Raw genomic sequence first — 6,044 nt, 5'->3', positions numbered from 1 at the left:
GGGCGGGCCGCCGTCCGGGCCTTCGCGGCGTCCTCGGCGGCCCGCGCCCGCCGCCGCTCCGCGCGCTCCAAGCGCCGCCGCAGGCGCTCGCCCCGGTGCTCGGCGGCGTCGAGTTCGGCGCGCAGGCGCTGGGCCTCGGCCTCCACCGCGTTCAGTTCCCGGCGGGCCTCGTCGGCCTCCGCCTCCCGGGCTTCCAGGACGCTCTCCGCCTTGACCGCCCGCCGTTCGGCCTCTTCCGCCTTCTTGGCCGTCTCGGCCCGCCGCCGCTCGCGCTCGGCCCGCTCTGCCGGCCCATCGGCGGCCTGAGGTTCGATCTGGGGCTTCCGCCGCGCGGCCGAGGGGTTTCGGTGCGGAGTCGTTTTCGGGGCTGCTGGGCGCTTTCTGGCGGGTTGTGGGGCCTGTTCCTCGCTGGTGGGGGGTGCGGGGGCGAACCCGGCGGGGACGAAGCCGGTGTGGCTCAGCGGGTGGGACAGCGCGCCCGCCCGGACCTCCTCCGCCGCGTCCGGGTCCACGGTCGCGGCGAGCAGGGTGTCCTCGACCTCCCGGACGGCCGGGTCCCGCAGGGGCCGCCCGGCCTCGGCGGCCAGGCGGCGCGCGGTCCGCACCAGCAGGTCGACCAGCTCGCCGCGCCGCTGCTCCAGGCCGCTGATCGGACGGCCCTGCGACCACGCCCCGCGCAGGTCGGACCCGGTGTCCAGGAGCATCTCCAGTTCCGGCGCGGCCTCCCGGGACAGCAGGTTCACCGCCCACGCCGACACGGTCGGACGCCGCAGCGCCCCGAGGCGCTTGGCGAGCACGGTGTCGCCGTCCCGCCGGGCGAGTTTCGCCAGTTCCTGGCGTGTGGCGGTGAACTCCTCGGGAGCCACGCCGTAGAGCCGCCGCGCGGCGCTGGTGAGGTCCACCCCTGTTCGATACCCGGTCCGCGGAGATCTTCGCCGGTGGGACGGCGGGACGGCCCGGACGGTTGTTCGGGGCCGTCGACCTCGGGCGGCGGGTCAGCGGGCGGCGGGTCAGCGGGTGTCGAGGAAGCGGTCCAGGACGCGGGTGCCGAACTCCAGCCCGGCGACCGGGACGCGCTCGTCCACGCCGTGGAACATGGCGAAGTAGTCCAGGTCGGGCGGCAGCAGCAGCGGCGCGAAACCGAAGCTGCGGATTCCCAGGCGCGCGAACGACTTGGCGTCCGTCCCGCCCGCCATCACGTACGGGACCGGGCGGGCCGCCTCGTCCTCGCCGCGCAGCGCGTCGGACAGGGCGGTGAAGGTCGGCCCGGACGGGTCGCCGGGCAGCGCCGGCTCGTGGTTGACGAACTCGCGGGTCACCCGGGGGCCGAGCAGCCGGTCGATCGTGGCCAGGAACTCCTCGCCGAGGCCCGGCAGGTAGCGGCCGTCCACCTGCGCCGACGCCGAGCCGGGGACGACGTTGACCTTGTAGCCCGCGTCCAGCCGGGTCGGGGTCGCCGAGTTGCGGACCGTCCCGGCGAACAGCTCGCCGATCCGGCCGAGCCGCTCGGCCTCGGCGTCCAGCCGGTCCTGGTCGATCGGCTCGCCGAGGACCTCGCCCAGTTCGGTGAGCAGCGCCTGGACGGCCGGGGTGAGCCGCACCGGCCACTGGTGGGAGGCGATCCGGGAGACGGCGTGGCACAGCTCGGCGACGGCGTTGTCCGGGGCGGGCTTGGAGCCGTGCCCGGCGGTTCCGCGCGCGGTCAGCCGCATCCACGCGGTGGACCGCTCGCCGACCGCGACCGGGTAGACCCGGGCGCCGGTCGGCGCGGTGACGCTGTAGCCGCCGGACTCGCTGATCGCCTCGGTGACGCCGTCGAACCAGTCCGCGTGCTCGCCCACCACGTACCGGGAGCCGAAGTCGCCAGTGCACTCCTCGTCGGCCAGGAACGCCAGCACGAGGTCGCCGCGCGTCCGCCGGCCCTCGCGCAAGCGCTGCCGGACGACCGCCAGCGTCATGGCGAGCGAGCCCTTCATGTCGACCGCGCCCCGGCCCCAGACGCACCCGTCCTCGACCTCGCCGGAGAACGGGTGGACGCGCCAGTCGGACGCCTCGGCGGGCACCACGTCCAGGTGGCCGTGGACCAGGAACGGCGGGTGCGACGGATCGGTCCCGGCGATCCGGACGAGAGTGCTGGCCCGGCCCGGCGCGGACTCCGCCACGACCGGCTCGGCTCCCGCGTCCGCCAGCAGCCCGGCGACGTACTCGGCGGCGGCGCGCTCCCCTTCGGCGTCGCCCTCGCCCCGGTTGGTGGTGTCGAGCCGGATCAGTTCGGAGCAGATGCCGGCGACCTCGGCGGACGCGGCGGTCCGCGCGGACCCGGGTGAGGCGGTCGTGGCTGCTGCGGATCCTGACACAGGGGGTTCCTTCCGATGAAGTGATCTCGAATAGGTGACGAATCTCGCATGACGGGAGCGCGAAGATCGTTTCAACGGTACGAAGGCTTCCGCAACGCGACGCGCGAGGGAGGGGCACATGACGGGCCTGGGACGAACGGCGGCGTTCGCAGCGGTGCTGCTCGCCGTGACGACCGGCGCCGCAGCCTGCGGTGGCGGCGGCAAGTCGGGTGACGGGACCTTCACCATGGGGCACTCCGAACCCGACCACCTCACGCCGGGGAACACCACCAGCAGCTACTCCTTCGACGTCGTGACGAACCTGTTCGACAACATCGAGGGCCTCACCAAGGACGGCAAGCCGTACCCGCTGGCCGCCCAGTCGGTCGACAGCACCGACCAGAAGACCTGGACGATCAAGCTGCAGCCGGGGCGCAAGTTCCACAACGGCGAGCCGGTGACCGCGTCGAGCTTCGCCGACGCCTGGAACTGGGCGGCCTACGGCCCGAACGGCACCCAGGCGAACGAGTACTTCCAGCACCTGCAGGGGTACGCCGACCTGAACCCGGCCGACACCAAGGCCAAGCCGAAGACCGACAAGCTGTCCGGCGTCCAGGCCGTGGACGAGACGACGCTCAAGGTCACGCTGGACGCGCCGTTCAGCCAGTTCCCCTACCTGCTGACCTACCCGGCGTTCGCGCCGATGCCGAAGGCGGCCTTCAAGGACCTGAAGGCCTACGACGACCATCCGATCGGCAACGGGCCGTACGAGATGGACGGCAACTGGCAGCACAACGTCCAGGTCAAGGCCAAGGCGTTCGCGGGCTACCAGGGCCCCCGCAAGCCGCACAACAAGGGCATCACCTGGAAGAGCTACTCCAGCGCCGACACCGCCTACACCGACCTGCGCGCCGGGCGCATCGACGTCCTGCAGACGATCCCCGCGGCGAAGGTGCCCGAGGCCAAGCGGCTGCTCGGCGACCGGTTCATCGCGCACAAGAAGAGCACGATCGACTACCTCGCCTTCCCGCTGTGGGACTCGCGCTACGCCAACCCCAAGTTCCGGCAGGCCATCTCGATGGCGATCGACCGGCAGGGGATCAACAAGGCGGTCTACAACGGCGACTACATCGTGGCCGACGCGATCCTGCCGCCGGCGATCCAGGGGCACCGCGCGAACGCCTGCGGCGAGCTGTGCACGTTCAACCCGGCCAAGGCCAAGCAGCTGTTCCAGGAGGCCGGCGGGTTCAAGGGCACGCTGGAGCTGTACTTCTCCAACGCCCAGCCGACGTACTACCAGTGGATGCAGATCGTCGCGAACTCGCTGAAGCAGAACCTCGGCATCACCGACGTGCAGTTCCGGCAGATCCCCGCGTCCGACTACTTCGGGATGCTGCGCAAGCACCAGGAGAAGGGCCCGTACCGGCAGAACTGGGAGGCCGACTACCCGAGCCCCCAGAACTACCTGGAGAACATGTACGGGCCGGGCAACCGGATGGGCTGGAACAACGCGCGGTTCAACTCGCTGATCACCAAGGCGAACGGCGCGCCCAACCAGGACGAGGCCCTCAAGGACTACAACGAGGCCGAGGACGTCGCGCTCCAGGAGATGCCGCAGATCCCGCTGTGGACCTGGGCGGGGCAGGCCGGCCGGTCCAGCAAGGTCGACAATGTGACGATCACGCCGTTCGCGCTCGGCCTGCTGGTGGACGAAGTCACGGTGAAGAAGTAGATGTGGCGGTACGCGCTGCGTCGCCTGCTCCAGGCGGTCCCGGTCTTCCTGGGCACGACCCTGCTGATCTACCTGCTGGTGTTCGCCCTGCCGGGCGACCCCATCCAGGCGATGGCCGGGGACAAGCCGATCCCGGACACCGTGCTGCACACGCTGCGTGAACGCTACAACCTGAACGATCCGCTGCTGGAGCAGTACGGCAAGTACATGTGGGGCCTGCTCGCGCACGGCGACCTGGGCGAGAACTACGACGGCCAGAAGGTCAGCGCGATGCTGACCGGGCGCTGGCAGGTGACCGCGAAGCTCGCGGTCACCGCGTGGGTCTTCGAACTGGTCGTCGGGATCGCGCTCGGCGTGTGGGCGGGCCTGCGCCGCGGCAAGCTCGCCGACACGCTCGTGCTCGGCGGGACGACGCTGCTCATCGCCGTCCCGGTGTTCGTCGTCGGTTACACCGCGCAGATCCTGTTCGGGGTGCACTGGAAGATCTTCCCGTCGGCGGGCGCCGACGACGGCTGGCCCTACAGCTACCTGCTGCCCGGCATGGTGCTCGGCTCGTTCGGCCTGTCCTACGTCGCCCGCCTCACCCGGACGAGCCTGGCCGAGAACCTGCGCGCCGACTACGTCCGGACGGCCCGCGCGAAGGGGCTCAGCCGCAGCCGCGTGGTCGTCCGGCACGGGCTGCGCAACTCGCTGATCCCCGTCGTCACCTACCTCGGCGTGGACTTCGGGGCGCTGATGGGCGGCGCGATCGTCACCGAGGGCATCTTCAACCTGCCCGGCGTCGGCCAGCAGGTGTTCCAGTCCATCCAGCTCAAGGAGGGGCCCGTCGTCGTCGGCGCGGTCACCCTGCTCGTGCTCATCTTCATCCTGGTGAACCTCGCCGTGGACCTCCTCTACGGCCTGCTCGACCCGAGGATCCGCTATGACTGACGTGCAGACCGGGGAGACCGGCGCGGCCGTCGCCGAGGCGGGCGGGCTGGTCGAGGGCCGCGCCGCGTCGCTGTGGCGGGACGCCTGGTACGACCTGCGCCACCGCGTCCTGTTCTGGGCCGCCTCGGCGGTGCTGGTGCTGGTCGCGCTGATGGCGGCCGTCCCGCGCCTGTTCACCGACCGCGGCGTGAACCAGGACTGCGACCCGAACCTGGCCAAGGCCGGGCCGTCGGGCGCGCACTGGTTCGGCACCGACCTGGCCGGCTGCGACTACTACTCGCACGTCGTGCACGGCGCCCGGCCGACCCTGCTGATCGGCCTGGTCGTGACGCTGTTCGCGCTGCTCATCGCCCTGGTGTTCGGGCTGCTGTCGGGCTACTACGGCGGCCTGGTGGACGCGGTGATCGCCCGGCTCACCGACGTGTTCTTCGGGCTGCCCTTCGTCCTCGGCGCGACCGTCGTGCTGGTCGCCTTCCCCGGGCACGGGGTCGGCGCGATGACGCTGGTGCTGGTGCTGCTCGGCTGGACGACCATGGTCCGGATCATGCGCGGGCAGGTGATCTCCGTCCGGGACGCCGACTACGTGCGCGCGGCCCGGCTGCTCGGCGCGTCCGACGCGCGGATCATGGCCCGGCACGTGCTGCCCAACGCGATCGCGCCGGTGATCGTGGTGGCGACGCTGAACGTCGGGAACGTCATCGCCGGCGAGGCGACGCTCGACTTCCTCGGCGTCGGCCTCCAGTACCCGAAGGTGTCCTGGGGGCTGCAGCTGAACCTGGCGCAGTCCTACGTCGTGGACCACCCGCACCTGCTGGTCTTCCCGGCGCTGTTCCTGTCCGCCACGGTGCTGTCGTTCCTGCTGCTCGGCGACGCGGTGCGCGACGCCCTGGACCCGAAACTGCGGTGATCATGACATCGGCCGACATGACACCCGGCGAGACCCCGCCCGGGGAGAACCGGGCGGGAGAGGACCCGGCCGGGGCGGGCCCGGCGGAGGGCGGCGCGAAGCCGCCGCTGCTGGAGGTGAGCGACCTGCGGGTCGCGTT

At 71.8% G+C, this 6,044-nt stretch carries 5 protein-coding genes; 3 read left to right on the top strand and 2 right to left on the bottom strand.

Annotated elements, in window-relative coordinates:
* Together AB0J52_RS23560 and AB0J52_RS23555 are read right to left on the bottom strand one after the other, a co-directional pair.
* On the bottom strand, positions 1-902 hold a 902-nt coding region (locus AB0J52_RS23560; RefSeq protein WP_500184176.1), incomplete at its 3' end, for a hypothetical protein.
* A gap of 108 nt (positions 903-1,010) precedes the next feature.
* Complete coding sequence (locus AB0J52_RS23555) at positions 1,011-2,357, bottom strand: M20/M25/M40 family metallo-hydrolase (RefSeq protein ID WP_500184174.1); 1,347 nt, start codon at positions 2,355-2,357, stop codon at positions 1,011-1,013.
* A 118-nt stretch (positions 2,358-2,475) separates the two neighbouring features.
* Between AB0J52_RS23555 and AB0J52_RS23550 the strand changes: the two genes are divergently transcribed.
* The 3 genes from AB0J52_RS23550 to AB0J52_RS23540 are packed head-to-tail and all read left to right on the top strand — an operon-like array spanning position 2,476 to position 5,905.
* Entirely contained in the window at positions 2,476-4,068 is a 1,593-nt protein-coding gene (locus AB0J52_RS23550; RefSeq protein ID WP_500184172.1) for a peptide ABC transporter substrate-binding protein, read from the top strand.
* The gene (locus AB0J52_RS23545; protein ID WP_500184171.1) at positions 4,069-4,998 is read left to right on the top strand and encodes an ABC transporter permease; all 930 of its coding nucleotides are present in this window, start codon (positions 4,069-4,071) and stop codon (positions 4,996-4,998) included. It begins immediately after the preceding gene.
* A complete protein-coding gene (locus AB0J52_RS23540) occupies positions 4,991-5,905 on the top strand; it encodes an ABC transporter permease (protein ID WP_500184170.1) in 915 nt (304 codons plus the stop codon). The genes AB0J52_RS23545 and AB0J52_RS23540 overlap by 8 nt, the downstream gene beginning before the upstream one ends.
* Positions 5,906-6,044: the final 139 nt, after the last annotated feature.

The sequence above is a fragment of the Spirillospora sp. NPDC049652 genome (genome assembly GCF_040675125.1).
GTDB lineage: Bacteria > Actinomycetota > Actinomycetes > Streptosporangiales > Streptosporangiaceae > Spirillospora.
The sequence above is the reverse complement of the archived record's forward strand: the minus strand, read 5'-3'. Positions and strand labels throughout refer to the sequence as shown.